This window comes from Mycolicibacterium wolinskyi str. Jessa 2025 (assembly GCF_049241375.1).
GTDB lineage: Bacteria > Actinomycetota > Actinomycetes > Mycobacteriales > Mycobacteriaceae > Mycobacterium > Mycobacterium wolinskyi.
On sequence record NZ_CP185960.1, the window covers coordinates 1,907,725 to 1,931,480 of the forward strand.

At 67.5% G+C, this 23,756-nt stretch carries 26 protein-coding genes; 11 read left to right on the forward strand and 15 right to left on the reverse strand.

Annotation, left to right across the window (positions count from 1 at the left end):
• Positions 1-11: 11 nt before the first annotated feature.
• Positions 12-179 carry a DUF3117 domain-containing protein gene (locus ACOI2T_RS09555; RefSeq protein ID WP_003406247.1) on the forward strand — a complete coding sequence of 56 codons (168 nt, stop codon included), beginning with the start codon at positions 12-14 and terminating at the stop codon, positions 177-179.
• Positions 180-228: 49 nt separating this feature from the next.
• On the opposite strand, the gene glgA is transcribed toward ACOI2T_RS09555, so the two are convergent.
• On the reverse strand, positions 229-1,392 hold the full coding sequence (gene glgA, locus ACOI2T_RS09560; protein ID WP_409503146.1) for a glycogen synthase: 1,164 nt from the start codon (positions 1,390-1,392) through the stop codon (positions 229-231).
• 150 nt (positions 1,393-1,542) lie between these two features.
• Between glgA and glgC the strand changes: the two genes are divergently transcribed.
• Entirely contained in the window at positions 1,543-2,757 is a 1,215-nt protein-coding gene (gene glgC / locus ACOI2T_RS09565; RefSeq protein ID WP_067850815.1) for a glucose-1-phosphate adenylyltransferase, read from the forward strand.
• A 3-nt stretch (positions 2,758-2,760) separates the two neighbouring features.
• Here glgC and ACOI2T_RS09570 read toward each other — a convergent pair whose 3' ends face one another.
• Genes ACOI2T_RS09570 through ACOI2T_RS09580 form a run of 3 tightly spaced genes read right to left on the reverse strand, consistent with a single transcriptional unit; the run spans position 2,761 to position 5,013 of the window.
• The gene (locus tag ACOI2T_RS09570) at positions 2,761-3,381 is read right to left on the reverse strand and encodes a DUF4126 domain-containing protein (protein WP_409503145.1); all 621 of its coding nucleotides are present in this window, start codon (positions 3,379-3,381) and stop codon (positions 2,761-2,763) included.
• Positions 3,382-3,424: 43 nt separating this feature from the next.
• Positions 3,425-4,282, reverse strand: a complete 858-nt coding sequence (locus ACOI2T_RS09575) for a lysophospholipid acyltransferase family protein (RefSeq protein ID WP_409503144.1) — start codon at positions 4,280-4,282, stop codon at positions 3,425-3,427.
• On the reverse strand, positions 4,279-5,013 hold the full coding sequence (locus ACOI2T_RS09580) for a class I SAM-dependent methyltransferase (protein WP_421877249.1): 735 nt from the start codon (positions 5,011-5,013) through the stop codon (positions 4,279-4,281). Before ACOI2T_RS09580 ends, ACOI2T_RS09575 begins: the two co-directional genes overlap by 4 nt.
• Positions 5,014-5,088: 75 nt before the next feature.
• Between ACOI2T_RS09580 and ACOI2T_RS09585 the strand changes: the two genes are divergently transcribed.
• On the forward strand, positions 5,089-5,658 hold the full coding sequence (locus tag ACOI2T_RS09585) for a TetR/AcrR family transcriptional regulator (RefSeq protein WP_409503142.1): 570 nt from the start codon (positions 5,089-5,091) through the stop codon (positions 5,656-5,658).
• A gap of 1 nt (position 5,659) precedes the next feature.
• Here the strand turns inward: ACOI2T_RS09585 and ACOI2T_RS09590 are convergent, their stop codons facing one another.
• The 6 genes from ACOI2T_RS09590 to ACOI2T_RS09615 form a co-directional block, all read right to left on the reverse strand.
• Positions 5,660-6,334, reverse strand: coding sequence for a methyltransferase family protein (locus tag ACOI2T_RS09590; protein WP_409503141.1), 675 nt, complete (start codon positions 6,332-6,334; stop codon positions 5,660-5,662).
• 31 nt (positions 6,335-6,365) lie between these two features.
• Positions 6,366-7,040: a methyltransferase family protein gene (locus ACOI2T_RS09595; RefSeq protein WP_409503140.1), complete on the reverse strand. Its 675-nt coding sequence runs from the start codon at positions 7,038-7,040 to the stop codon at positions 6,366-6,368.
• Between the two features lie 17 nt (positions 7,041-7,057).
• Positions 7,058-8,677: an ABC transporter permease gene (locus tag ACOI2T_RS09600; protein ID WP_409503139.1), complete on the reverse strand. Its 1,620-nt coding sequence runs from the start codon at positions 8,675-8,677 to the stop codon at positions 7,058-7,060.
• Complete coding sequence (locus tag ACOI2T_RS09605) at positions 8,674-9,576, reverse strand: ABC transporter ATP-binding protein (protein WP_409503138.1); 903 nt, start codon at positions 9,574-9,576, stop codon at positions 8,674-8,676. The genes ACOI2T_RS09600 and ACOI2T_RS09605 overlap by 4 nt, the downstream gene beginning before the upstream one ends.
• An 8-nt stretch (positions 9,577-9,584) precedes the next feature.
• Positions 9,585-10,259, reverse strand: a complete 675-nt coding sequence (locus tag ACOI2T_RS09610) for a TetR/AcrR family transcriptional regulator (RefSeq protein ID WP_067850833.1) — start codon at positions 10,257-10,259, stop codon at positions 9,585-9,587.
• A 118-nt stretch (positions 10,260-10,377) separates the two neighbouring features.
• Positions 10,378-11,022: an O-methyltransferase gene (locus ACOI2T_RS09615; RefSeq protein ID WP_409503137.1), complete on the reverse strand. Its 645-nt coding sequence runs from the start codon at positions 11,020-11,022 to the stop codon at positions 10,378-10,380.
• 176 nt (positions 11,023-11,198) lie between these two features.
• Here ACOI2T_RS09615 and sigE point away from each other — a divergent pair, with 176 nt between their 5' ends.
• From sigE to tatB, 4 genes are all read left to right on the forward strand, one after another.
• Positions 11,199-11,963, forward strand: coding sequence for an RNA polymerase sigma factor SigE (gene sigE / locus ACOI2T_RS09620; protein WP_409503136.1), 765 nt, complete (start codon positions 11,199-11,201; stop codon positions 11,961-11,963).
• Positions 11,964-12,040: 77 nt separating this feature from the next.
• Entirely contained in the window at positions 12,041-12,439 is a 399-nt protein-coding gene (gene rseA, locus ACOI2T_RS09625) for an anti-sigma E factor RseA (protein ID WP_067850838.1), read from the forward strand.
• A gap of 78 nt (positions 12,440-12,517) precedes the next feature.
• Positions 12,518-14,014: a serine protease HtrA gene (htrA, locus tag ACOI2T_RS09630; RefSeq protein ID WP_067850840.1), complete on the forward strand. Its 1,497-nt coding sequence runs from the start codon at positions 12,518-12,520 to the stop codon at positions 14,012-14,014.
• Positions 14,015-14,017: 3 nt separating this feature from the next.
• Positions 14,018-14,422 carry a Sec-independent protein translocase protein TatB gene (gene tatB / locus ACOI2T_RS09635; protein ID WP_067850842.1) on the forward strand — a complete coding sequence of 135 codons (405 nt, stop codon included), beginning with the start codon at positions 14,018-14,020 and terminating at the stop codon, positions 14,420-14,422.
• Positions 14,423-14,424: 2 nt separating this feature from the next.
• Here the strand turns inward: tatB and ACOI2T_RS09640 are convergent, their stop codons facing one another.
• From ACOI2T_RS09640 to ACOI2T_RS09655, 4 genes are all read right to left on the reverse strand, one after another.
• The gene (locus ACOI2T_RS09640) at positions 14,425-15,567 is read right to left on the reverse strand and encodes an Mrp/NBP35 family ATP-binding protein (RefSeq protein WP_085145838.1); all 1,143 of its coding nucleotides are present in this window, start codon (positions 15,565-15,567) and stop codon (positions 14,425-14,427) included.
• Between the two features lie 38 nt (positions 15,568-15,605).
• Positions 15,606-17,033, reverse strand: a complete 1,428-nt coding sequence (locus ACOI2T_RS09645; RefSeq protein ID WP_234816929.1) for a lytic transglycosylase domain-containing protein — start codon at positions 17,031-17,033, stop codon at positions 15,606-15,608.
• 111 nt (positions 17,034-17,144) lie between these two features.
• Entirely contained in the window at positions 17,145-17,693 is a 549-nt protein-coding gene (locus ACOI2T_RS09650) for a DUF1003 domain-containing protein (protein ID WP_085145840.1), read from the reverse strand.
• Positions 17,690-18,976 carry a magnesium transporter MgtE N-terminal domain-containing protein gene (locus tag ACOI2T_RS09655; protein WP_067850848.1) on the reverse strand — a complete coding sequence of 429 codons (1,287 nt, stop codon included), beginning with the start codon at positions 18,974-18,976 and terminating at the stop codon, positions 17,690-17,692. Before ACOI2T_RS09655 ends, ACOI2T_RS09650 begins: the two co-directional genes overlap by 4 nt.
• 25 nt (positions 18,977-19,001) lie before the next feature.
• Between ACOI2T_RS09655 and ACOI2T_RS09660 the strand changes: the two genes are divergently transcribed.
• Positions 19,002-19,958 carry an HpcH/HpaI aldolase/citrate lyase family protein gene (locus ACOI2T_RS09660; protein ID WP_067851027.1) on the forward strand — a complete coding sequence of 319 codons (957 nt, stop codon included), beginning with the start codon at positions 19,002-19,004 and terminating at the stop codon, positions 19,956-19,958.
• A gap of 6 nt (positions 19,959-19,964) precedes the next feature.
• On the opposite strand, the gene ACOI2T_RS09665 is transcribed toward ACOI2T_RS09660, so the two are convergent.
• Entirely contained in the window at positions 19,965-20,657 is a 693-nt protein-coding gene (locus ACOI2T_RS09665) for a DUF4190 domain-containing protein (protein ID WP_084356673.1), read from the reverse strand.
• A 128-nt stretch (positions 20,658-20,785) separates the two neighbouring features.
• Between ACOI2T_RS09665 and ACOI2T_RS09670 the strand changes: the two genes are divergently transcribed.
• The 3 genes from ACOI2T_RS09670 (at position 20,786) to ACOI2T_RS09680 (ending at position 23,756) form a co-directional block, all read left to right on the forward strand.
• Positions 20,786-21,298 (forward strand): YflT domain-containing protein, encoded by a 513-nt coding sequence (locus ACOI2T_RS09670; protein ID WP_067850850.1) that lies wholly within the window; start codon positions 20,786-20,788, stop codon positions 21,296-21,298.
• A gap of 176 nt (positions 21,299-21,474) precedes the next feature.
• Positions 21,475-22,872 (forward strand): ABC transporter substrate-binding protein, encoded by a 1,398-nt coding sequence (locus ACOI2T_RS09675; protein ID WP_067850852.1) that lies wholly within the window; start codon positions 21,475-21,477, stop codon positions 22,870-22,872.
• Entirely contained in the window at positions 22,869-23,756 is an 888-nt protein-coding gene (locus tag ACOI2T_RS09680; RefSeq protein ID WP_067850854.1) for a carbohydrate ABC transporter permease, read from the forward strand. The genes ACOI2T_RS09675 and ACOI2T_RS09680 overlap by 4 nt, the downstream gene beginning before the upstream one ends.

Below are 23,756 nucleotides of genomic sequence, written 5' to 3' on the forward strand. Positions count from 1 at the left end.
GGGAGCACTCGATGGCGGCGATGAAGCCCCGGACTGGCGACGGTCCACTGGAAGCAACCAAGGAGGGGCGAGGGATCGTGATGCGAGTACCGCTGGAAGGCGGTGGACGCCTCGTCGTTGAGCTGACTCCGGACGAGGCGGCTGCCCTCGGCGACGAGCTCAAGGGCGTAACCAGCTAGTCAATCCGGCGCGGCTGCGTGCACATCGCACGGGCCGCGCCGGAGTCCGCTATGCGGACACCTTGCGATAAATCTCCAAAGTTTGCTCGGCGATGTGCGCCCAGGAGAACTCCTCGATGCACCGCTGGCGTCCTGCCTCGCCGTACTTGCGTGCCGTGTCGGGTTCGGCCACGAGCGAGTTGACGGCATCGGCCAGTCGCGTCTCGAAGAACTCCGGATCGCTCGCGTCGTAGTGCACCAACAGACCGGTTTGATGGTCGGCCACGACCTCCGGAATGCCGCCGACGTCGGAGGCCACCACCGGTGTGCTGCATGCCATCGCTTCGAGGTTGACGATACCGAGCGGTTCGTACACCGACGGGCAGACGAAAACTGTTGCGGCGGAGAGTATTTCGCGGATCTTGTTGATCGGCAGCATTTCTCGCACCCAGAACACGCCGGTGCGGGCACGGGCGAGCTCTTGCACGGCCGATGACACTTCGGCGGCGATCTCGGGCGTGTCCGGGGCGCCGGCACACAACACCAGCTGCACGTCGGCGCTGAACTTGTGCGCGGCGGCGACCAGGTGCGCCACCCCTTTCTGACGGGTGATGCGCCCGACGAACGCCACGATCGGCCGGTTCAGATCGACGCCCAATTCGGCCAGGACCGACTCGCCCGGCACCGGGGGCGTCGGGTACCAGACGTCGGTGTCGATCCCGTTGCGCACCACGTGCACCCGATTGGGGTCAAGGGCCGGATACGTGTGCAGGACGTCGTCGCGCATACCCGCACTCACCGCGATCACCGCGTCGGCGGCCTCGATCGCGGTGCGTTCGACCCACGACGACACCCGATACCCGCCGCCGAGCTGCTCGGCCTTCCACGGCCGCAGCGGCTCGAGCGAATGCGCCGTCAGCACGTGCGGGATGCCGTAGAGCAACGCGGTGAGGTGGCCGGCCATCCCCGAGTACCACGTGTGGGAATGCACCACGGTGGCCTGCGCGGCGTTGTTGACCATGTTGAGGTCGGCCGACAGCGTCGACAGTGCCGCGTTGGCGCCGCGCAGCGCCGGATCGGGCTGTGCGACGAACGCCCCGTCACGCGGGGCGCCCATGCAGTGCACGTCGACTTCGCACAGATGACGCAACTGAGCGACGAGCTCGGTCACATGTACCCCAGCACCGCCGTAAACCTCGGGTGGATACTCCCGAGTCATCATGGCCACCCGCATATCTGGAACGGTAGTGGTCGCTTCGCCAAGACGCATGCTTGTGGACAACGTTTGCGGAGTTGTTCATCACCCCAAGCCACTTGACGCAACGCCGTTGACCAATCGTGTCATTGGCTAGCCGCGGTGGTGACTGGCGGATAGGTTTGATTCATGAGGGAGTTGCCACATGTGCTGGGCATCGTTCTGGCCGGCGGAGAGGGCAAGCGGCTGTACCCGTTGACGGCGGATCGCGCCAAGCCCGCGGTTCCCTTCGGTGGCGCTTACCGACTGATCGATTTCGTGCTGTCCAACCTGGTCAATGCCCGGTATCTCCGAATCTGCGTTCTCACGCAATACAAGTCGCATTCACTGGACCGTCACATCAGCCAGAACTGGCGGCTGTCGGGTCTGGCCGGTGAATACATCACGCCGGTGCCCGCACAGCAACGGCTCGGGCCGCGGTGGTACACCGGTTCGGCCGATGCCATCTACCAGTCGCTCAACCTGATCTACGACGAAGATCCGGACTACATCATCATCTTCGGGGCCGACCACGTGTACCGCATGGACCCCGAGCAGATGCTGCAATTCCACATCGAGAGCGGTGCGGGTGCGACCGTCGCCGGTATCCGGGTGCCGCGCGCGGAAGCGAGCGCGTTCGGCTGCATCGACTCCGACGAGTCGGGCCGCATCCGCGGGTTCATCGAGAAGCCGGCCGATCCGCCGGGCACCCCGGACGATCCCGAGCAGACGTTCGTGTCGATGGGCAACTACATCTTCACGACGAAGGTGCTCATCGACGCGATCCGCGCCGACGCCGACGACGACCATTCCGATCACGACATGGGCGGCGACATCATCCCGCGGCTCGTGGCGGACGGGATGGCCGCGGTGTACGACTTCAAGAACAACGAGGTGCCGGGAGCGACCGAACGCGATCACGGTTACTGGCGTGACGTCGGGACCCTCGACGCGTTCTACGACGCGCACATGGATCTGGTTTCGGTGCACCCGGTGTTCAACCTGTACAACAAGCGGTGGCCGATCCGCGGTGAGTCCGAGAACCTCGCCCCCGCCAAGTTCGTCAACGGCGGCTCGGCCCAGGAATCCGTCGTCGGCGCAGGCAGCATCATTTCGGCGGCGTCCGTACGCAATTCGGTGCTGTCGTCCAACGTCGTGATCGACGATGGCGCCATCGTCGAAGGCAGCGTGCTGATGCCCGGTGTCCGGGTGGGCCGCGGCGCCGTGGTGCGGCACGCGATTCTGGACAAGAACGTCGTCGTCGGCCCGGGGGAGATGGTCGGGGTCGACCTCGACAAGGACCGTGAGCGTTTCGCGATCAGCGCGGGCGGCGTCGTTGCCGTCGGCAAGGGCGTGTGGATCTGAGACTCACTCCCACGAGTCGACCCCTGCGGCCGGGGCCGCGGTCTTGGGCTCCGCGCGGCGCCGTCGCCACCGCCACAGCCGGAACACACCCCAGGCCAGGGCCAGCAGCGCCACCAGGACCAGGACCGGCACCAGGATCGCGACGAACACGAGCCCGACACTGGTGACGTCCTCGACCGTCGACAACACCGGCGCGGCCATACCGGCCGAGGCGACGTTGGCCGCGGGCCGCACCGCCGACTTCGTCAGCGACACCACGAGTGCGGTGACCACCCCGATCGCCACCGGAACCCATTGACCGGATTGGGCGAATGCGCCCGGATCGGTCACCGCGGCGGTTTGCGACGCGGTGCCCGACCCGAACACGATGCCGCCCGCGGTGGGCCGCACGAACGTCTGGATCGTGTCGTTGACGGTGTCGAGGGCGGGGATCTTGTCGGCGACGACCTCGACGACGAGCAGCACCGCCACGATCGCCATCACCCAGCCGTTCTTGAGCCAGGCCCAGCCCGCAGGCAGCGCCACCAGGTCGGTGAACCGGGACAACAGGCCCAGCGCCAGCAACGGGATGTAGGCGTTCAATCCCGCCGCGGTGGCCAACCCGAAGCCGGTCAGCAGTTCCACATCGTCATTATTGCCCTGGGAAGCGCCGGCGGTCGGACACTTCCTACGATGTCGCCGGTCGCGTCGCCCTACGCCACGCCAACGGGTTCAGTTCGCGGTACGGGTCGTCGCTGCGGATCTTGAGCAGCTCGGCCAGGCTCTGCTCCAAGGATTCCTTGGTGTTCTGTCGGACGGCCGCCCATTTCTCGGCCGACATGCGCGCCGGCTTGGTGGTGTCGACGGGCGCCGCGAACCGGACGTACATGCGTTGCGGCCGCGGGATCAGCGTGGGGCCGACGCCGCGCAGCAGCGGCATCGCCATGTCGGTTCGGCCCGAGAGCTTCTCGCTGACCGTCTGGCTGAGGCGGCCCAGCCAGTGGTCACGCGTCGTCACGCTCACGTACACATCGTCGCCGCCGACGAGCGCGACCGGAACGATCGGATACGCGTGCTCGGCGGCGATGCGCGCGAACCCGGCGCGGCCCTCCCAACGCAATGTGTGCTGCTCGCCTTTGAATTTGGGGATCTCGCGGCCGCCACCGGGAAATACCAGGATCGGTTCGTCGTGTCGCATGAGTTCCCGTGCGCTCTCGGGTGCTCCGACCACGGCGCCGCACGCGGCCAGCAGATCGCCTGCCGGCCCGGGCATGTCGCCGAATCTGCGGTCGGTCAGGGGTCGCACCCGCATGCCGATCTCGCGGCGCACCACATAGGGAATCAACAGTGCTTCCGCTCCGAACTGGGTGTGGTTGCCCACCAAGAGAAATCGGCCGTCGCGGGGCAGATTGTGCAGTCCGTCCACGTAGGGCCGGTACAGGTCGACCAGCGGTTCGATGGCGTCGGCGACGGTCTCCACGGCCCGCCGCATGACCTGTATGTGGCTGGCGGGCTTCATGATCGCGTCGATCTTCGTGACGGTCATGGCCGGGAGAACACCACGACCGTCGGAGTGGGTCCGAGCCGGAACGCCTGCGGCAGGAACCGAATACGCATCTGTGGGTCGGCGGACTTGCCGAGGGCGATGAAGGCCGAGCGGCTGTAGGACCGCAGTGTGCTGATGAATCCGTCGTGGACGACCGGTTTCACGAGTGCGAAGGGCGCCATGGCCGCCAGTGTCAGGAGCAGGCCCACCGGTCGCGGACGTTTGAGGTCGATGACCAGGAATTGCTTGCCGACCCGGGTGGCTTCCGCGATCGCCCGGAACGCGACCGCGGGCGGGAGGTGATGGAATGCCAGGGCGAACACCACCAGGTCGAAGCTGTTGTCCTCGGCGTCGATGTCGGTCGCGTCGACGACCCGGGTGGTCACCCGCGGGTCGGCGCCGAGTGCACCGGCGGCGACGTTGGCGACCGACGTCGGGTCAAGATCGCTGACCGTCACGGTCGCGGTGGGATGCAACTCCAAGATGCGGGCGGAGAGCTTGCCGTGCCCGGCGCCCAACTCGAGGATGCGCGGATGGGGGATGTCGGACACGAGATCCAGTGCGATGCGGGCGTTCTTGTCGTGCTGCTGCGTGCGGGTGCCCATGCGATCGAGGCCGGCGATCACCTTCTGCTTGACGTCATCACCGACGTCGTCGCGGTCGAGGTACTCCAGCGCATCGGTCTGTAGCCGCCGGTCGAGCCAGGACGCATCGGGTCCGCCTCGCGGCATCCGGGCGATCTTCAAGTTCAACTGTCATGACTCCACCGTACCGAACGAACTAGTTCGTCTGGTTATGATTCTCCTGTGAGAACCACGACCGAACTGCGCGAGGAGATCCTTACCGCAGCGCGCGCCGAGTTCGCGCAGTACGGGCTGGCCGGCGCCAGGATCGACCGCATCGCACGAGCGGCGCAGGCGAGCAAGGAACGGCTGTACGCGCACTTCGGTGACAAGGAGACGCTGTTCCGCGAGGTGTTCGCCGCCGACGGCGCGGAGTTTTTCCGCTCGGTGACCCTGCGTCCCCAGGCCGTCCCCGAGTTCGTCGGCGATGTCTACGACCTCGGCCTGCGCAGGCCAGAACACCTCCGCATGATCATGTGGGCTCAGCTGGAAGGGTTCGTGCTCGACGAGCCTCAGTCCGATGGGCAGCCCATCCCCGCACACGCGGTCGCGGCGATCGAAGCCGCGCAGGCCGGTGGCTACGTCGACTCATCTTGGGACTCAGGGGATCTGCTCGCCCTGCTGTTCTCGATCGGGCTGGCTTGGGCACAGTCACCGCACCCCGACGCCGTGACCGATGATCCGGCGGTGATCTCGCGCCGCCGCGCCGCGGCGGTCGAGGCGGCCACTCGCATCGTCGCCGTCGCGCGCTGAGTCACCACACGTACGGCATCAACCGGTACCGCACCTGCTGCGTGTACTCGGTGTACCCGGCGAGCTCATGCCGCAGCGCCTTCTCCTCGTCGAGGATTCGGAGTGCGAGGACCGGGACGCCAGGGGCAATCAATATCAGCGCCCAGTAGGAGCCCAGCGCAATCGGCAAACCGATCATCATGATCAGCGCACCGAAGTACATCGGATGACGCACCAGCGCATACAGCCCCGTCGACACCACTTCCTGTCCGGCCTCGACTGTGATGGTGGCCGCGGCGTAACTGTTCTGGATGACCACCAGCATCGTGATACCCAGACCGATCGCCACCAGGGCGTTGCCCAGTAATGCCACCGCGGTCGGCACCTGAGACCAACCGAAGCGATGGTCGAGGGCGCTGAGCACCGCGACCCCGAAAAACCACACATAGATGCCCAACACGATGAGCTTCTGCGCCGGTCTGGTCTCGGCTGTCGGTCCGGAGTGCATGCGCCGTCGCAGTACCTCAGGATTCTTCAGGCTGAGATAGATCGTGTAAACGGTGCCCAGGATCGCGAACACCGCGATGAAAAGCCATGCCTGCCAATAGTCGAACGTGCCTGCCGGCCCGAACAGCAGCGCGGCGATCAGCACGAATCCGACAACCGAGAACGCGAGCGCTTGCACAACCGTCTTCATCGTTCCTCTTCTCGTTGGTGGGTGCGGGCCGTCACCACACGTACGGCACCAGCCGATACCTGACCTTGCGCGTGTAGTCGTCGTAGCCGTCGAGTTCGGTGCGCAGCATCTTTTCCTCATCACTGATGCGCACGCCCAGGATCGGCGCCGAGGCGATGGTCGCCAGCATCGCCCAGTAGGAGCCCAACGCCAGGGGAGTGTCGAACATCATCAACAGGGCACCGAAGTACATCGGATGCCGCACGAGGCCGTAGAGGCCCGTGGAGACGACGTGTTGCTCGTCCTCGACGCGAATGCTGGCGCCGGCGAAGCTGTTTTGGAAAACCACGGCCTGCGCGAGGATCAGGCCGACCGCCACCAGGACGTCGCCGAGGATGACGACCGCGGTCGGTACATCCGACCAGCCGAAGCGGCGGTCGAGGGCGCTGACGATGAGCACCGCGAGAATCGCGACGGCGATCGCCCAGATCGCGATCTTCTGCACAAGCCGGGTTTCGGCCAGCGGGCCACCGTGCAGGCGCCGCTGCAGTGCCGCTGGATCTTTGACGGCCAGATAGAAGCTGGGAATCAGGGTGGCGACCAAGAACACGCCGATGAAAACCCACGCCTGCCAGTAGTCGAACGTGCCCGCGGGTCCGAACAGTGCCAGCCCGAAGAACACGAGACCGAAAACCCCGGACGCCACTGCTTGAAGTACCAGCTTCATGCCTTCTCCTTTCCGCCTCACACCGCGTCGCGGCGGCGGTAGATCCATCCGGCGCCAAATGCCAAAAGCGTTGCTACCGAGAGCATCACGATCAGTGCGACGACCGGGTAGTCCATCGGGGCCGTGGTCTGCCCGACCGGTGACAAGTCGATCAGCCAGCTGGGCAGCCGTAGCAGGGCTCCGAGATAGAGCGCAGTGATCACGAATGTGACGGCCAACCAGCCGATCCAGGGGGCACGCAGCGCGACGGCCAGTGCGGCGATCGCGGCCATCACCGCGAGGGCGGGCACGTAGGCCAGCCCGGCGAGCGTCAACCGCACGATCGTGCCGGGCTCGCCGAGCGTGAGCCCGGCACCCAGCCCGTTGCCCAGCCCGGCGCAGAACATCAGGATGACCGACCCGATCACGGCGGACACCGCTGCGCCGAGCAGCCACTGCCAGCGCGACACCGCGCCGGCGAGCACGGCTTCCCCGAGACCGTTCTGCTCGTCGCTGTGCACCCGCAGGACGGCGCCCACCGCATACGCCGTGGCGGCGGCCGCGAGAAACTGCGTCATGGTGGTGTACACGCCGTCGTTTCCTTGCGCGGCGAACACCCGGGCGATCAGCTCGTTGTCAAGCGCCGCGTCCATGAGCGATTTCGTCATCGAGCCGAATGTGAGGCCACCAAGGAACAGGCCCACGCTCCAGCCGATCGTCTGACCCCGTTGCAGAGTCAGGTGCAGGCTCAGCGGCCCGGTGATCTGCGGCGCGTTCGGCCGCTCCCCGGTCGACGGGATGGTGCCGTCGTCGTATTGGCGACGCTTCTCCAGTACACCTGCCACGGCCATCAGCGCGACTGCCAACCCGACCAGCAAACCCAATGGCCACCAACGCAATTCGACAAACGCACGCATCTGCTGCGCCCAGGCGATCGGGGAGAACCAGCTCAGCGCACTGCCGGAGTTGTCGATGACATCGCCCACTCCGCGCACCAGCGCGGCCACGGCGAGCGTGGCCATCGCCGCACCGGTGGCGGTGCGGGCCTGCCGCCACAGTTGCGCGGTCACGGCGGCGACGGCACCGAACACCATGGCGACCGCGGTGACACCCAGGCACATGCCCGCGGTGTCGACAAGCCCGAATCCCGTCGACGCCATCGCGAGCGTCATCGTCAGTGCGAGAATCGCGTTCAGACCGCCGACCAGGATGAGTGCCGCCGTCGTCCGGGCATAGCGCCCGACGACCGAAGACAGCACGAGTTCGGCTGCGCCGCTTTCCTCCTCGGCCCGGGTATGGCGGATGACGGTGAGGATCGCCAGAATCGACGTGGCAACGATGAGCGTGAGCATCAACTCGTTGGCCATCATCACCCCCAGGTCGGTCTCCTTGGTGCCGAACATGGGGCCGCCCAGCATCATTCCGGCCGGGGTCTTGAGCAGGTTGACCCGTGCGAGGCGCTGCGGCTCCTCGGGGTAGGCGAGCCGTATCGCGTACGGCGCGTACACCATCATGAGCGTAAGCACCGCGATCCACACGGTCAGCTGCACCCGGTCGCGTCGAATCGCCAGCCGCAGCAGGTTTCCGACACCGGTGAACGGAGAGTTTCCGGTCGCCGTGCGGCGATGGGCGGCCGTGGCGGTGGCCGATGCGCTCACGGCGTCACCCCCTGATATTCCCGCAGGAACATGTCCTCAAGTGAGGCGGGTGTGACGGTGAGGTCCTCGATGCCGAGATCGGTCAGGTGTTCCATGGCGAACTCGAGGTCGCCGCGGTCCACCGAGAATTTCACCTGTCCGTCGTCGGCGCTGAAGTCGTGGACGTAGGGGACGTCGCGCAGCGCCCGGCCATCGGAACGCGTGCGGACGGTGACCGACGTGCGCATGAGATGGCGCAGCTCGGCCAGCGTGCCCGAACGTACGGTGCGGCCCGTCCGGATGATCGTCACGTTGTCGCAGAGCTTTTCGACCTCGGCCAGGATGTGGCTGGACAGCAGGACTGCTGCGCCGCGTTCGGCCACCTCCTTCACGCACTGCTGAAAAGCCTTCTCCATCAACGGATCCAGCCCGGACGTCGGCTCGTCGAGGATGTAGAGCTCGGCGTTGCAGCTGAATGCCGCGACGATCGCGACCTTCTGCCGGTTGCCCTTCGAGTACGTCCGCGCCTTCTTGTGTGGATCGAGCTCGAAGCGGTCGATCAGCTGATCGCGCCTGCGCGTGTCGATGCCGTTGCCGCGCAGTCGGCACAGGAAGTCGATGGCCTGCTGCCCGGTGAGATTGGGCCACAACGTGACATCGCCCGGTACGTAAGCGATCCGGCGGTGCAGTGCGACCGCGTCATGCCAGGGGTCACCACCGAGCAGACGCACGGTGCCGCGTTCGGCTCGCAGCAGCCCCAGCAGGACGCGGATGGTCGTGGACTTGCCTGCCCCGTTGGGGCCGAGAAAGCCCGTGATATGACCGTGCGACACGGTCAGGTTCAGGCCATCGAGTGCTTTGGTGCGGCCGAATGATTTTGACAGACCGCGGATCTCGACGGCTGCGGAGTCGTTCGTCATCGTTGTCCTCACGCTGGTTCCTTGTTGTCGACCGATTCGGCGGGGGCACTGAACGGGATGCCTTGTTCGCGCTGGGCAAGAAATGCGTCGTACATCGTGGAGTCGGTCAGCATGCCGTTGGTGTAGAGCTCGAGCGCGGGCAGCACCATGTCCTCGCCGTAATCGCGCAGCACCGCACGCAGGTCGGTCGGGTTGTCGTGCATCTGCAGGTACAGCAGGAACCCGCCGCCGTTCGTGATAGCGACGTACTTGGCCCGCGCCCGCGGATCGCGGCTCGGCTTGAGCGTGCCTGCCCTGACCCCTTCTTCGAGGTACTGCTCGGCGTTGTCGGCCATCCGGCGCCAGAAGGTCTTGGCGAGCTCGCTGCCGGACTGCATGCTGCGCACGAGGTAGGCCATCAACGGTGCGTACGACTCGATCTCCGACATCTGGGCCAGCCAGGTCGCCGGATCGGCCGTCTGCAGCGACTCCGACTTCGCCTCGCGGATCACCTCGGCCACGTAGTCGTCGCACGCTTTGCGCAGGCCGTCTTTGGAGCCGAAGTGGTGGATCACCAGGGCCGCACTGACGCCCGCGGCGTCGGCGATCGCCCGCAGACCGACGCTGAAACCGTGTTGCCCGAATTGCTCGATCGCGGAATCGCGGATCCGGGCGATTCCCGTTCGATCTTCGACTGAACGCATGTTTAGTACGCTAAACGCGCGTTTAGTCGGGCGTCAAGGGTGTGGCCCGTCAGGAATCCGTAAAGATGTCGCAGGCCGCCCTTGCGCGGGAACGCAGTCCCGCGGAAAACGGGAAGGGTCAGTCGCGGACGGCGGCGAGCAGTCCGTCTCCGAGTGGGATCAGGACCGGGGTGAGGCGTTCGTCCTCGGCGATCAAGCGGGCCGCCTCACGAACGGCGGTGACCTCGGTGTCATGGGCGGACGCATCGCCCGCGCGGCCGCCGAGTGCGGCGCGGTGCACCACGATCGCGCCACCTGAGCGCAGCAGTCGCACGCCCTCGACCACGAATTGCGGTTGGTCGACCGGCTCGGCATCGATGAACACCAGGTCGTAGGACTCGTCGGCGAGCCGGGTGAGCACATCCTGTGCGCGCCCACTGATCAGCCGGGTGCGTCCGGGGCCGACCCCGGCCTCGGTGAAGCCCTGCTTGGCGATGCGCTGGTGCTCGGGTTCGACGTCGATGGTGGTCAGCACGCCGTCGTCACGCATGCCCGACAGCAACCACAGCCCGCTCACGCCGGCCCCGGTCCCGACCTCCACGACGGCCCGGCCACCGGTGATCCGGGCCAACACGCTCAGCAACGCACCGACCGCCGGGGTGACGGCCCCGGCGCCGATGTCGTCGGCGCGTTCCCTGGCCGCGGCCACGATCGCATCTTCCGAGATCGACCGTTCGGCGTGCGTGACGATCGCCTCGGCGCGGCCGGGTTCGGAGCTGACCATGCCCGCAGCGTAGGCCAGACGGGTGCGCCGACGTTGCGACACGCCCGCGCCCGGCGGCAAATGGCCGCCCGATAATCGCTGGTTTCTGCAGGTTGTACGCCGTATCCTCGGATTTCTCAGGGAAAGTTCAGTTTGCTCATATGCCAACCACACCGGCATCGGGAACGGTATCTCCCATGGAACACGGCGGCCGCCGGCGCACAGCGCAGCGCGATCGGAATAACGAACTCGTCAGTCGTGTTGAGCGGAGTGAAATTTGTGAGCAGGAGGACCTCGCCACCATCGCATCTCAGCAGATCACCACAGCCCAGCCCGCCCCGGTGTCCATGGCACATCTGGAGCAGTTCACCGAAGGAGACTGGGTGGAGCCCTCTGATGAATTGACCGGCACCGCGGTGTTCGACGCCACCGGGGACAAGGCGGCCATGCCGTCCTGGGATGAACTGGTCCGCCAGCATGCCGACCGCGTGTACCGGCTGGCCTACCGTCTGTCGGGCAATCAGCACGACGCCGAGGACCTGACTCAGGAGACGTTCATCCGGGTGTTCCGATCGGTGCAGAACTACCAGCCCGGCACGTTCGAAGGTTGGTTGCACCGCATCACCACGAACCTGTTCCTGGACATGGTGCGGCGCCGCGGACGCATCCGCATGGAAGCGTTGCCCGAGGACTACGACCGCGTGCCGGCCGACGATCCGAACCCCGAGCAGATCTATCACGACTCGCGCCTGGGCGCGGATCTGCAAGCCGCGCTCGACTCGCTGCCGCCCGAGTTCCGCGCGGCCGTGGTGTTGTGCGACATCGAGGGTCTGTCCTACGAGGAGATCGGCGCCACGCTCGGCGTCAAGCTGGGCACCGTGCGCAGCCGTATCCACCGTGGCAGGCAGGCGCTGCGTGACTACTTGGCCAAGCATTCCCCGGAAACGGCTCAGTCCGCCTGAGCGTTGGCGGGTGTCGAACACAGCGTCGCGCGCTACATTCAGGACAGGACGTTGTGAGTACCGAGAGGAGCTGGGTGATGGTCGACCCGGGACATGTGTTCCGTCGTGCTTTCTCCTGGCTACCGGCGCAGTTCGCGTCGCAGAGTGATGCCCCGGTAGGCGCGCCGCGCCAATTCGGCTCCACCGAGCACCTGTCGATCGAGGCCATCGCCGCGTTCGTCGACGGCGAGCTCCGCATGAGCGCGCATCTGCGCGCCGCGCACCACTTGTCGTTGTGCCCGGAATGCGCGGCTGAGGTCGACGCCCAGAGTCAGGCCCGGGCGGCGTTGCGGGACTCGTGCCCGATCGCCATACCGAATTCTTTGCTGGGGATGTTGTCGCAGATACCGCACCACATTCCGCAGCCGCCACCCGAGGTGCCGGACAAGGCCCAGTTTGCTGAGGACCCGGCGCGGGGCCGGCGCAAGCGCCGGTAGGGTGAACCAATAGGCGATCAGTGACCGGCACCGGCCTACCTGGCTGGGGCGGGCGCTCCGATAGAGAGTGATACACCGGTGACCAACCAGGACCAGTCCGGCGATAGCGGCCGCCTGGCGCCGCGCCCTGTTGAGCGGCCACCCGTCGACGCCGCGTCGCAACGCACCTTCGGCCGGCCATCCGGTGTCGACGGTTCATTCCTCGGTGCCGACAAGTATCAGGACCAAGGGGAGTACGCGCCCAAGGATCAGCCGCCGGACCCGGTGCTCGCGGAGGCCTTCGGACGCCCCAAGGGCGCCGCCGATTCGTTGCAGCGTCATCCGACCGACGCGGGCGCGCTGGACGCCGAGCGGGCCGGTGTCGACGACGACGTCGACGATCCGTGGCGCGATCCCGCGGCCTCGGTTGCGTTGGGCACGCCGGCGCAGGCGCCGTCGGCCCCGGTGATCGTCTCGGCGCCCGCGGGCAAGCTGGGGCTGCGCGAGGTCCTGTTCGGCGGGCGGGTGTCCTGGGTCGCCCTCGTCGTCCTGATCCTGACCGCCCTGCTCGTGTCGTTCGTGGGTGGCTGGGTGGGCCAGAAGACCGCGGGCACGGTCGAGGCGTTCACGACGTCGAAAGTCACGCTGGAGACCGGCGATCTGCCCGAGCCAGAGGCAGGCCGGATCGCCTCGGTGGCGGCCGCCGTGGCCGATTCGGTGGTCACCATCGAAGCCAAGAGCAACAACGAAGGTTCCCAGGGATCCGGTGTGGTGGTCGACGGCAACGGCTACATCGTCACCAACAACCACGTGATCTCCGAAGCTGCGGGCAAACCTGCCGACTACAAGATCACCGTCGTGTTCAACGACGGCAAGGAGGTGCCCGCCAACCTCGTCGGGCGCGATCCCAAGACCGATCTCGCGGTGCTCAAGGTCGACAACGTCGACAACCTCACCGTCGCGCGCATGGGCGACTCCGAGAAGCTTCGTGTCGGCGAGGAAGTCATCGCCGCGGGCGCCCCGCTCGGCCTGCGCAGCACGGTCACGCACGGCATCATCAGCGCGCTGCACCGGCCGGTGCCGCTGTCCGGTGACGGGTCGGACACCGACACCGTCATCGACGGTGTGCAGACCGACGCCTCGATCAACCACGGCAACTCCGGTGGCCCGCTGATCAACATGAACTCCGAGGTCATCGGGATCAACACGGCCGGAAAGTCGTTGTCCGACAGCGCAAGTGGTCTGGGCTTCGCAATCCCGGTCAACGAGGTCAAGCAGGTCGTCGAGACGTTGATCAAGGACGGCAAGATCGCCCACCCGACGTTGCAGCTGACCGCCAAGTCGGTCAGCAACAGCGTGGCCTCCGGCGCCCAGATCGCCAACGTGGTCGCGGGCGGTCCCGCGGACAAGGCCGGGATCCTGGAGAACGACGTCGTCGTTAAGGTCGGGGACCGCAAGGTCGCCGATGCCGACGAGTTCGTCGTGGCGGTCCGGCAGCTCAAGATCGGTCAGGAAGCGCCCATCGAGGTCGTCCGCGAAGGACGCCCGATGACGTTGATGGTGACGCCCATCGGCGACGACCAAAAAGCGCAGTAACTCATGTTCGCCAATATCGGGTGGGGCGAGATGCTGCTCCTCGTGATCGCCGGGCTGGTGATCCTGGGGCCCGAGCGCCTACCCGGTGCGATTCGCTGGACCTCCGGCGCGCTGCGGCAAGCCCGCGATTACGTCACCGGGGCCACCAGCCAGTTGCGGCAGGACCTCGGCCCCGAATTCGACGATCTGCGTGAGCCGCTGGCCGAACTGCAGAAGCTGCGCGGTATGACACCGCGCGCTGCGCTCACGAAGCATCTCCTCGACGGCGACGACTCGATCTTGACCGGCAAGTTCGACGACAAGCCGGCTCAGCAGCCGCCTGCCACGCCGCCGCCCAACAACGACAAGGCGCCCGAGAAACCCGCGGAGAAGCCCGCGGGGACGGTGTTCGACACCGACGCGACGTAGGGTCAGCGCCCGGCGGGATCGAGGCCCAACGACATACCGGCCAGCCCGCGCTTGCGCGCCGACAGCGAATCGGCGACCTTGCGCAACTCCTTGCCCGCAGGCGAGTCCGGCGCCGACAACACCAGCGGAACCCCGGCGTCGCCCGCGTCCACCAGCGCCTTGTCGATCGGAACCTGACCGAGCAACGGCACCTCGGCACCGACCGAGCGGGTGAGCGAATCGGCGACCAGCCGGCCGCCGCCCTCGCCGAACAGCTGCATGATCGTGCCGTCGGGCATCAAAAGCCCCGACATGTTCTCCACGACGCCCGCGATGCGCTGGCGGGTCTGCAGCGCGATCGCGCCGGCCCGCTCGGCTACCTCGGCGGCGGCCAGCTGCGGCGTCGTCACCACGAGGATCTCCGCACCGGGGATGAGCTGCGCCACCGAGATCGCGACGTCGCCGGTGCCCGGTGGCAGATCGAGCAGCAGCACATCCAGATCGCCCCAGTAGACGTCGGCCAGGAATTGCTGCAGCGCCCGGTGCAGCATCGGGCCGCGCCACACCACGGGCGTGTTGCCCTGCGTGAACATCGCGATCGAGATGACCTTCACGTCATGCGCGGTGGGCGGGATGATCATCGAGTCGACCTGGGTGGGTCGATCGGTGGTGCCCATCATGCGGGGCACCGAGTGGCCGTAGATGTCGGCGTCCAGAACGCCAACGGTGAGGCCGCGAGCGGCCATCGCCGCCGCGAGGTTGACCGTGACGCTCGACTTACCGACGCCGCCCTTGCCGGAGGCCACCGCGTACACGCGGGTCAGCGAGTTGGGCTGGGCGAAGGGGATCACCGGCTCCCGCGAATCGCCGCGGAGCATCTTGCGCAGTTCGGCCCGCTGCTCGTCGTTCATCACGTCGAGAGTGACTTTGACCGCGCCGGTGCCTGGCACGTCGGTGACGGCGGCCGACACCAACTCGGCGATCTCGTTCTTCTTCGGGCAGGCCGCGGTGGTCAGGTAGATCTCGACGTGCACACCGTGATCGGGCTCGATCGAGATGTTCTTGACCATGCCGAGTTCGGTGATCGGCCGCCGCAGTTCGGGGTCGATCACCTTGGCCAGCGCGGAGCGGACCGCGGTTTGCAGCTCATTGGCAGATTCGGACATCGCCGCCGAGTCTACGGCGGCTGACGGGCGTCGATTCGTCAGGCCGGGCCGGGCGCGGGGCCCGGAGCGGGTCCGAGCGCTGGGCCCGGTGCCGGCGCCATCGGCACGATGGGCGGCGCGGTGGGTGCCGGAGGCGCCGCGGGCGCAGGCGGTGCCGCCGGTGCGGCAGGCGGCGGTGGGGGGCCGGGCAACAGCGGCGCTGGGCCGGCCGGCGGCGGAGGAGCCTGTTCACCGAGGCAGAACACGACGCACGTCGGCTGCCGTGGCGGCTGCTCCCACGGCGGAATCCACCGCGGCGGCTCGGCAGGCGCCGGTGTCGGAGCGGCCTGCGCCGGCCCGGGCAACGGACCGAGGATCTGGCCCGGCGCGAACCCGGGAACGTTCGTCGACGGCACCCGGCTCGCGGTCTCGTTGTTGTTCAGCAACGGGATCAGCGCCAGCGGGTCGCCGGCGGGCAGGCCCAACGCACTTGTCGGCAGGCCGGGCCCCAGGCCTTCGGGATCGTCCAGATGCGAATCGCCGATCGGCGGGATCGAGCCCGTGATCGGGGGCAGGTCGACGGGTACGACGCCGGTGGCGTACGCGGCGGCCCAGCCCAGCACGTTGCGGGCATACGCGACGGAGTTGTTGTAACGCAGGATGGCCGTCATCACCTGGGATTGGTCGCGGAGGTTGAGCCCGCCGCTGCACAGGTAGCGGGCGGCCGCCAGTGACGCGTCGAAGACGTTCTGCACGTCGGCCTTGCCGTCGCCGTCACCGTCGGACGCGTACCGGGCCCAGGTGCCGGGCAGGAACTGCATCGGGCCCATGGCGCGCGCGTAGACCACCCGGCCCGCCTGCGCGCTCTGCACGATGATCTCGTTGCCCGGCAGGGTGCCGTCGAGCGCCGGTCCGTAGATGGGCCGGACCGCGGTGCCGCGTGCGTCGGTGGCGCCGCCGTTGGCATGCATGGATTCGATGCGGCCGATGCCGGCGAGCAGGTTCCAGCTGACACCGCAGCCGGGGTAGGCGGCGCCCATCATCCGCTCGGCGTTGCGGTAGGCGTTCAGCGCCATGCCCGGAATGCCAAGGGCGCCAGGGGTATTGACCACAAAGGCCGGCGGGGGAGCCGATGCCGTCGAGGCGGCGATACGGAACATCGTCGGCGCTTTCGCGGCCGCAACCACCGCGGGCCCCGTACGGTCGATCTGCGGTTCGACCGCGGCCAGCGGCGTGACCGAGGCATTCGTCGAGCCGGGATGCGGCGGCGCGGCGGCGCCGACCGCGCCGGCGAGGATGAGGGGTGTCAGCGCCGCGACGCCGACGACGCCCCGTGCGCTGGGAGCGGAGATGCGTGGCACCTGGCCGAGGCCGCCGAAGCGGGGCTCGGGAAGAAAACCGCCGAGCGGAGTGGCGGCAGGCGGGCGCATGAGCCGGCCCGCACGGCGTCGAGCAGCCAGGAAAGCCGCTCCTCCCCCTACGCGCACTTGACCGTCCTTAGCTCCACTCCGACCGCTATGTATCTCACAAACACGTTGTGAACCAAGTCACCATACCTAGTACAGGTTCCTTTGTTGCGACAATGGCCGACCCTGCCCTCAGCTACTGCGTTTCGACCGGCGCTCGGCACTGTCGGGTTTGCCTGACTTGGGGCGTTCGCCGTCCACCGGCGGTTGCTGCAGTGCGCTGATCATGTCCCGCAGCTCGTCCAGCTCGCGGCGAAGGTAGTCGCGGGTCGCGACCTCGCCGACCGCCAGCCGAAGCGACGCCAGTTCGCGGGCCAGGAACTCGGTGTCTGCCTTGGTCTGCTCGGCCCGCCGCCGATCTTCTTCGAGTGCGACGCGGTCGCGGTTCTCCTGGCGGTTCTGGGCGAGCAGGATCAGCGGCGCCGCGTAGGCCGCCTGCGTGGAGAACGCCAGGTTCAGCAGGATGAACGGGTAGGGATCCCACTGCAGGCTGACCGCGAACAGGTTCAGGGCGATCCAGACGATCACCACGATGGTCTGGATCGCGAGGTAGCGCCCGGTGCCGAGGAACCGGGCGATGGATTCGCTGAACCGGCCGACCGCCTCGACGTCGAAGTGCAGCCCGAGGCCACGCGTCGCGCGCGGGGTGTCCAGCCGCTGGCGCGCTGAGGTTTCCGTCATGACCCGGTCACCGGCAGCTCGGGCTCGTCACGTTCGCGCCAGTCGTCGGGCAGCAGATGGTCGAGCACGTCGTCGACCGAGACCGCGCCCACCAGATGACTCTCGGCGTCCACGACCGGGCCGCACACCAGGTTGTACGCCGCGAAGTAGCGCGTCACCGCGGCGAGTGAGTCCTGCGGGCCCAACGTCGGCAGGTCGACGTCGACGATGCCGCTGACGAGCGTGGCCGGAGGTTCGCGTAGAAGCCGCTGCAGGTGAACGCAGCCCAGATAGTGGCCCGTCGGCGTCGCGGTCGGCGGGCGCGCGACGAACGCCAACGACGCCAGGGCAGGTGTCAGGTCGGGATCGCGTACCCGGGCCAGGGCCTCGGCGACCGTGGTGTCGGGCGCCAGGACCACCGGCTCGGAGGTCATCAGACCGCCCGCGGTATCGGGCGAGTGGCTCAGCAGGCGACGCACATCCTCGGAATCTTCGGGGTCCATCCGGCCCAGCAGCACCTCGGCGTCGGCCGGCGTCAGTGTTCCCAGCAGGTCGGCGGCGTCGTCGGGGTCCATCGCCTCGAGCACGTCGGCCGCGCGTTCGGTGTTCAGCTGTTGCAGCACCTCGGCCTGTTCGTCCTCGGGAAGCTCCTGCAGCACGTCGGCGAGCCGCTCGTCGTCGAACGCCCGGAACAACTCGTATCGGCGCTTGGCGGGCAGCTCGCGCAGTGCCTCGGCCACCTCGACCGGGCGCTGGCCTTCGAACTGCTCGAGCAGGGACGCCACGCCCTGGTCGGGCATCGCCAGACCCGAGGGCGTCAGGCCGTGCACGTTCTGCCAGTCGACGACGTGGATGTTGCTGCGCCGGCCCAGCCGACGTTGCGGGCGCACTGCGACGCGCGTGACCATCCAGTCCCTGGTCCGGGTCTGTTCGATACCCAGATCGACCACGACGACATCGATCCCGGAGAGCTCCGGCAAATCCGGGTCGACGACCTTGACCCGGGTCTCCAGCACCTGGCCCAGTACCAGCACCTCGCCGGGCCGTTGCGCGAACCGGCGTAGCGACACGCTGCCGGTCGCCAACGTCACCGAGCCCGGCTCGATCGCCGTCACCCGCAGGATCGGTACGAAAATCCTTCTCCTGGTGAGCAATTCGACAACCAGTCCGAGGACTCGGGGCTGTTGCCGAACGATGCTGATGCTGATCACCACATCGCGGACGCGGCCGATTGATTCACCGTCGGGGCCCAGCACCACCAGCCCCGCGAGCCGGGCTGCGTACACCCTGTTCACCGCCGCCATGAGTCAAAGGGTAGAGACTGTGGTCGTGGACAACACGTATCGGCCCCGCAGAACGTGCCTCTCCGTTCCCGGCAGCAGCGCCAAGATGATCGAGAAGGCGAAAACCCTGCCGGCAGACGAGGTGTTCCTCGACCTCGAAGATGCCGTCGCGCCAGACGCCAAGGCGCAGGCTCGCACCCAGGTGGCCGTCGCGCTGGCCGAGGACGGCTGGGCGGGTCAACTGCGCGGCGTGCGGGTCAACGACTGGACGACACCGTGGACCTACTCCGACGTGATCGAGGTCGTCTCGACTGCCGGTGCGGCCCTGGACCTGATCGTGCTGCCCAAGGTGACCGATGTCGCTCATGTCCACGCACTGGATCTGCTGTTGAGCCAACTGGAGACCACGCACGGACTTCCGGTCGGCCGGATCGGTATCGAAGCTCAGATCGAGAACGCGCAGGGGTTGACCAACGTCGACGCGATCGCCGCGGGCCCGCGCGTGCAGGCGCTCGTGCTCGGGCCCGCCGACATGATGGCCAGCCTCAACATGCGGACTCTCGTGGTCGGCGAGCAACCCGACGGCTACGACGTCGGAGACGCGCACCACCACGTGCTCATGCGCATCCTGATCGCCGCGCGTACCCACGGCATCAACGCCATCGACGGGCCCTATCTGAAGGTGCGCGACACCGACGCGTTCCGGCGCGTCGCCGGGCGGTCGGCGGCGCTGGGATACGACGGCAAATGGGTGCTGCATCCCGATCAGATCGAGGCGGGCAACGAGATCTTCAGCCCGCGCCAGGCCGACTACGACCACGCCGAGCTGATCCTCGACGCCTACGAATGGCACACCTCTCAGGCCGGAGGCGCGAGGGGTGCGGTGATGCTCGGCGACGAGATGATCGACGAGGCCAGCCGCAAGATGGCGCTCGTGATCGCGGGCAAGGGCCGGGCGGCCGGGATGTCGCGCCAGGCCGAGCCGTTCCGTCCGCCCAGCTGATCGGGATCAGGTGCTGCCGACGGCCGCCATCACGAGCAGGACCAGCACGTACAGCACCGTGCCCGCGGTGACGATCCCGCCGATGATGGTGCCGGCCAAGGCGAGTCCGTATCCGTCTTGACCGGTGCGGCGGGTTTCGCGCATGCCCATGAAACCCAGAATCAACCCCACCACGGCGGGCAGGCAGCAGATCAGCCCGGCGACCGAGCAGGCCAGCGACGCGATGGCCATGCCGTTGGTTCCCATCGGCCGGGGCTGGCCGTACGGGTCATACGGGTCGGTCTGGTAGCCGTAGCCCGGATATCCGGGATTCGGGGGATAGTTCGGCGGCGGGAAACCGGCACCTGGCTGCGGATAACCCGGCGGCGTCGGCGGTGGGAACGCCGGCGGCGGCAACCCGGCACCGGCCGGATAGTCCAGCGGGGCAAGCGGATCCGGCGTGGGCGGGGCGCCGTAGGGCGGCGGCCCGGCGGGCGGCTGTGGTGCCCAGCCCGGGGGCGGCGGGGGATAGTCGGCCGGGTAATTCACCGGCGGGTACGCCGGCCCCGCCTCGTAGAACGGTTGCGTTTCGCCACCCTGCGGCCGATCCTGAGACTGCTCGATGGGAGGTGCTTCGTAACCGCTCGACGACGGCTCCGACGGCCCGGTGCCGGGCTCGGATGGTGACGTTTCGCCCGCGTTACCGCCCGGGTTTGTCATGCTGTTCAACCTAGCGCACGGACGGTGGGCCGCAGGTCACGTCATGGTGGCACCAATTCCCGGGACGGATCGTTGCTGTAGGTAGAGAAGTCGCGCAGAACCGGCGGCACAGAGGAGAGTGAAGATCGATGACGAGCCCATTCCAGCCCGGACAGGCGCCGGGCAATGCGTCCAGCAGTGCGATGCGAGGGGCGTTGCCGACGCCGCCGAAGGGGTGGCCGATCGGCTCGTACCCCACGTACGCCGAAGCCCAGAGGGCGGTCGACTACCTGTCCGATCAACAGTTCCCGGTACAGCAGGTGACGATCGTCGGGGTGGACCTGATGCAGGTCGAGCGGGTCACCGGAAAGCTGAGCTGGCCGAAGGTGCTGGGCGGCGGCGTGCTGTCGGGCGCCTGGTTGGGCCTGTTCATCGGCCTGATCCTCGGCTTTTTCAGCCCCAGTCCGTGGAGTGCGCTGCTCACCGGCCTGATCGCCGGCGTGTTCTTCGGTCTGATCACCTCGGCGATCCCGTACGCGATGGCTCGCGGCACAAGAGATTTCAGTTCGACCATGCAGCTCGTCGCCGGCCGCTATGACGTGCTGTGCGATCCGCAGAGCGCAGAACAGGGCCGGGATCTGCTGGCGCGCTTGACGATCTGATCCGCGAACGGCGCCCGCGCCGGACGCGCTGGCAAAGCTGCGCAGGTCACGATCGCGACGCGCAGTGCCGAAAGTGTTGCATATCACGCGTATCTGGCTCTACGGTTTGCGCGCGGGAGGTTGCCCGCCCGGAGTCGCTTCGACGGCGACATCGGAAGTGGACGGGAGGCGGAGCGGTGCACGCTCGGCGGCTGTGTGCTGCGGCAGTGGCCGCGCTGACGACAGCATCGGTGGTTTCGGCCTGCGGCTCGCAGACCGGTGGCACCGTCATCAACTACTACACGCCGGCCAACGAGGCGGCCACCTTCACCGCCGTCGCCAAGCGCTGCAACGAGCAGCTCGGCGGGCGGTTCCGGATCGAGCAGCGCAACCTGCCCAAGGGCGCCGACGATCAACGGTTGCAGCTCGCTCGCCGGCTCACCGGCAACGACAAGTCGCTCGACGTGATGGCGCTCGACGTGGTGTGGACGGCAGAGTTCGCCGAAGCCGGCTGGGCCCTGCCGTTGTCCGACGACCCCGCGGGCCTGGCCGAGGCCGACGCGATGGAGAACACGCTGCCCGGGCCGCTGGAGACGGCCCGCTGGCAGGACAAGCTGTATGCCGCCCCGATCACCACGAACACCCAATTGCTTTGGTATCGGGCCGATCTCATGCCAGAGCCGCCCAGCACCTGGGACGACATGGTGGCCACGGCGACCCGGCTGCACGCCGCGGGGGAGCCGAGCTGGATCGCCGTCCAGGGCAAGCAGTATGAGGGCCTGGTGGTGTGGTTCAACACGCTGCTGGAAAGCGCGGGCGGGCAGGTGCTCTCCGACGACGGACAGCGGGTGACCCTCACTGACACCGAGGAGCATCGTGCCGCGACGGTCAAGGCGTTGCAGATCATCAAGTCGGTGGCGACCGCGCCGGGAGCCGACCCTTCGGTGACCCAGACCGACGAGACGACCGCCCGGCTGGCTCTCGAGCAGGGCAAGGCCGCGCTGGAGGTCAACTGGCCCTACGTGCTGCCTTCGCTTCTGGAAAACGCCGTCAAGGGCGGCGTGTCGTTCCTGCCCCTCAACGAAGATCCCGCCCTTGAGGGCAGCATCAACGATGTGGGCACGTTCGCACCGAGTGACGAGCAGTTCCGGGTCGCATTCGAGGCGAGCAAGAAGGTGTTCGGCTTCGCCCGGTATCCGGGTGTGCAGCCGGGTGAGCCGGCCCGGGTCACGCTCGGCGGCCTGAACCTGGCCGTGGCCAAGACCAGCCAGCACAAGGCCGAGGCGTTCGAGGCGATACGGTGCCTGCGCAATGTCGAAAACCAGCGCTACACCTCGATCGAGGGCGGTCTGCCCGCGGTGCGCGAATCGCTCTACGACGACCCGGCCTTCCAGATGAAGTACCCGCAGTACGACATCATCCGCCAGCAGCTCACCGACGCGGCCGTGCGGCCCGCGACGCCGGTGTACCAGGCGGTGTCGACCCGGATGTCGGCGACACTCGCGCCCATCTCCGACATCGATCCGGAGAAGACCGCCGACGAACTGGCCGACGCGGTGCAGAAGGCGATCGACGGGAAGGGCCTGATCCCGTGACCACAACGGAGAACCGCAGATCCGAGCGCAGGCTCGCGTTCGCCCTCATCGCTCCCGCGGTCCTTCTCATGCTCGCGGTGACCGCCTACCCGATCGGGTATGCCGTGTGGCTGAGCCTGCAGCGTTACAACCTTGCCGAACCCGACGACACCGCATTCGTCGGGTTCGCCAACTATCAGACCGTGCTCACCGACCGGTACTGGTGGACCGCGTTCGCCGTCACGCTGGCGATCACCGTCATCTCGGTCGCCATCGAGTTCGTGCTCGGTATGGCGCTGGCATTGGTCATGCACCGCACGATCTTCGGCAAGGGTGTCGTGCGCACCGCGGTCCTGATCCCGTACGGCATCGTGACCGTCGCGGCGTCCTACAGCTGGTACTACGCCTGGACGCCGGGCACCGGGTACCTCGCCAACCTGCTGCCCGAGGGCAGTGCGCCGCTGACCGAACAACTGCCGTCACTGGCGATCGTGATCCTGGCCGAGGTCTGGAAGACCACGCCGTTCATGGCGCTGCTGTTGCTGGCCGGGCTCGCGCTGGTGCCGCAAGACCTGCTCAACGCGGCCCAGGTCGACGGTGCGGGTGCGTGGAAGCGTCTGGTCAAAGTCATTCTGCCGCTGATCAAACCGGCCATCCTCGTCGCGCTGTTGTTCCGGACCCTTGATGCGTTCCGGATCTTCGACAACATCTACGTGCTGACCGGCGGCGCCAACAACACGGGTTCGGTGTCGATCCTGGGTTACGACAACCTGTTCAAGGCGTTCAACGTCGGCCTCGGCTCGGCGATCAGTGTGTTGATCTTCTTGTCGGTGGCCGTCATCGCGTTCATCTACATCAAGATCTTCGGGGCCGCCGCGCCGGGAGCCGAGCAGGAGGGCCGCTGA

Bases quoted from the DNA above. Each gene is read 5' to 3' on its own strand.
- ACOI2T_RS09555 (WP_003406247.1), top strand. From the start codon at position 12: ATGGCGGCGATGAAGCCCCGGACTGGCGACGGTCCACTGGAAGCAACC.
- glgA (WP_409503146.1), bottom strand. From the start codon at position 1,392: ATGCGGGTGGCCATGATGACTCGGGAGTATCCACCCGAGGTTTACGGC.
- glgC (WP_067850815.1), top strand. From the start codon at position 1,543: ATGAGGGAGTTGCCACATGTGCTGGGCATCGTTCTGGCCGGCGGAGAG.
- ACOI2T_RS09575 (WP_409503144.1), bottom strand. From the start codon at position 4,282: ATGACCGTCACGAAGATCGACGCGATCATGAAGCCCGCCAGCCACATA.
- ACOI2T_RS09580 (WP_421877249.1), bottom strand. From the start codon at position 5,013: ATGCCGCGAGGCGGACCCGATGCGTCCTGGCTCGACCGGCGGCTACAG.
- ACOI2T_RS09590 (WP_409503141.1), bottom strand. From the start codon at position 6,334: ATGAAGACGGTTGTGCAAGCGCTCGCGTTCTCGGTTGTCGGATTCGTG.
- ACOI2T_RS09595 (WP_409503140.1), bottom strand. From the start codon at position 7,040: ATGAAGCTGGTACTTCAAGCAGTGGCGTCCGGGGTTTTCGGTCTCGTG.
- ACOI2T_RS09605 (WP_409503138.1), bottom strand. From the start codon at position 9,576: ATGACGAACGACTCCGCAGCCGTCGAGATCCGCGGTCTGTCAAAATCA.
- ACOI2T_RS09610 (WP_067850833.1), bottom strand. From the start codon at position 10,259: ATGCGTTCAGTCGAAGATCGAACGGGAATCGCCCGGATCCGCGATTCC.
- ACOI2T_RS09615 (WP_409503137.1), bottom strand. From the start codon at position 11,022: ATGGTCAGCTCCGAACCCGGCCGCGCCGAGGCGATCGTCACGCACGCC.
- sigE (WP_409503136.1), top strand. From the start codon at position 11,199: ATGGAACACGGCGGCCGCCGGCGCACAGCGCAGCGCGATCGGAATAAC.
- rseA (WP_067850838.1), top strand. From the start codon at position 12,041: ATGGTCGACCCGGGACATGTGTTCCGTCGTGCTTTCTCCTGGCTACCG.
- tatB (WP_067850842.1), top strand. From the start codon at position 14,018: ATGTTCGCCAATATCGGGTGGGGCGAGATGCTGCTCCTCGTGATCGCC.
- ACOI2T_RS09640 (WP_085145838.1), bottom strand. From the start codon at position 15,567: ATGTCCGAATCTGCCAATGAGCTGCAAACCGCGGTCCGCTCCGCGCTG.
- ACOI2T_RS09650 (WP_085145840.1), bottom strand. From the start codon at position 17,693: ATGACGGAAACCTCAGCGCGCCAGCGGCTGGACACCCCGCGCGCGACG.
- ACOI2T_RS09655 (WP_067850848.1), bottom strand. From the start codon at position 18,976: ATGGCGGCGGTGAACAGGGTGTACGCAGCCCGGCTCGCGGGGCTGGTG.
- ACOI2T_RS09665 (WP_084356673.1), bottom strand. From the start codon at position 20,657: ATGACAAACCCGGGCGGTAACGCGGGCGAAACGTCACCATCCGAGCCC.
- ACOI2T_RS09670 (WP_067850850.1), top strand. From the start codon at position 20,786: ATGACGAGCCCATTCCAGCCCGGACAGGCGCCGGGCAATGCGTCCAGC.